This window comes from Citrobacter sp. VF227, from assembly GCF_052950715.1.
Map to the genome: position 1 here is coordinate 1 of NZ_JBRFVF010000050.1, position 1,295 is coordinate 1,295.

The window sequence follows — 1,295 nt, forward strand, 5'->3', positions numbered from 1 at the left end:
GGTATCCGGCCGTGCGCCGGGTCCGATGTCAACGCCTCGGGACCGATGAACCCTCGATCTAGACCCTCATCCTCCATCGGTGAAGGCCGCGCACCGTCCGGTGCGGGCTCGCGCCGGCGGGGGATGGTCGACCCGCGCGGAGCGGAGCGCCATCATCTGACGGTCTGAGCCGGCAAGACCTCGTCTCGCCAGCTTCGTCAGCTGGCGCTCAAACCTCCTCTCGGGTCGCATCCGCAACCACCCGACGAACAGGAGGTGACCATGGCTTTCGTCCACGCCCTCGCGCCCGCGCTGCCCTACGCGCTGCGGTCCGGGCTCTTCCCTCAGCGGCGCAGCGGCGCCAGCCCGGCCGCTCCCACATCGACGCGTCCCGTCACCGGTGACACGTTGGCACCGGCCAAGTGGGCGGGCGATCACGTCGTCGCCGTCTGGCGACGCGACGAAGCGGATCGTCTCGTCTGCGCCTGGCAACTCGCACCCCGCTGATCCCACAAGCCGCCGATACCCGCTGAGGTATCGGCGGCTCCGCGCTGTCAAAGCCCCATGACAGGCCGATCTTCATCCACTGTGGAGCCTCCCAGTCGCGCGCGCGACCGACGGATCTCCCACACCCGCCCCGGCTCGGATCGCGAGCACGGCGTCATCTGGCGCGACAACCTCTCCTCGCGAGCGGCCTGAACCGCACCGGAATGCCTTGCCCGAGCCCAGCCGGTCGCACGCGACCCAAGCTCGGAGTCATCATGCATGGTTTCTCTCGTCCGCGATCCCCTGCCGCCGCGTCGCGGCGTGCCGTCCTTTGCGGCGGCGGATGACGATGCCGACCCGGGAGGCCGGCTTGCTCCGTCCTGTCCCGGCGCGCCCGAGGGTGTCCGCGCGACAGGGCCCGATGAGATCGCCAGGCTCTACGCCGCGCTCGATCTGGTCTCCCCGCAGACCAATCCGCGCACGGCGCGACTGCTCGCGGCCGGCGCCAAGCGCATGGCGCAGAAGCTGATCGAGGAGGCGGGCGAGGTCGCACTCGAGGCGTCGCGCCAGCACGCTCGCGCCACCGTGCGCGAGAGCGCCGATCTGCTCTACCACCTCGTCGTGCTCTGGCGCGAGTGCGGCATCGCCCCGGACGAGATCTGGGCCGAGATGTACCGGCGTGCCGAGCGCTTCGGCATCGCCGAGAAGCTGCCCAAGGGCAGCTCTGAAGCGGGCGGCGTTCGCGCCGCCGACGATTTCACCTGATCCTCGGCGTCGGACGACACCTATGACCGCTCACACCTCGGCGCTCGACGCGTCCAGCCTTCCCG

The 1,295-nt window shown here is 70.6% G+C and carries 2 protein-coding genes; both read left to right on the forward strand.

The genetic code is table 11. From position 1 onward, the window contains the following. The first annotated feature begins 261 nt into the window (after positions 1 to 261). Positions 262 to 486 carry a hypothetical protein gene (locus tag ACU8YC_RS24910; protein WP_043388285.1) on the forward strand — a complete coding sequence of 75 codons (225 nt, stop codon included), beginning with the start codon at positions 262 to 264 and terminating at the stop codon, positions 484 to 486. Positions 487 to 744: 258 nt separating this feature from the next. After that, the gene (gene hisE, locus ACU8YC_RS24915) at positions 745 to 1,230 is read left to right on the forward strand and encodes a phosphoribosyl-ATP diphosphatase (RefSeq protein ID WP_051976331.1); all 486 of its coding nucleotides are present in this window, start codon (positions 745 to 747) and stop codon (positions 1,228 to 1,230) included. Positions 1,231 to 1,295 lie beyond the last annotated feature (65 nt).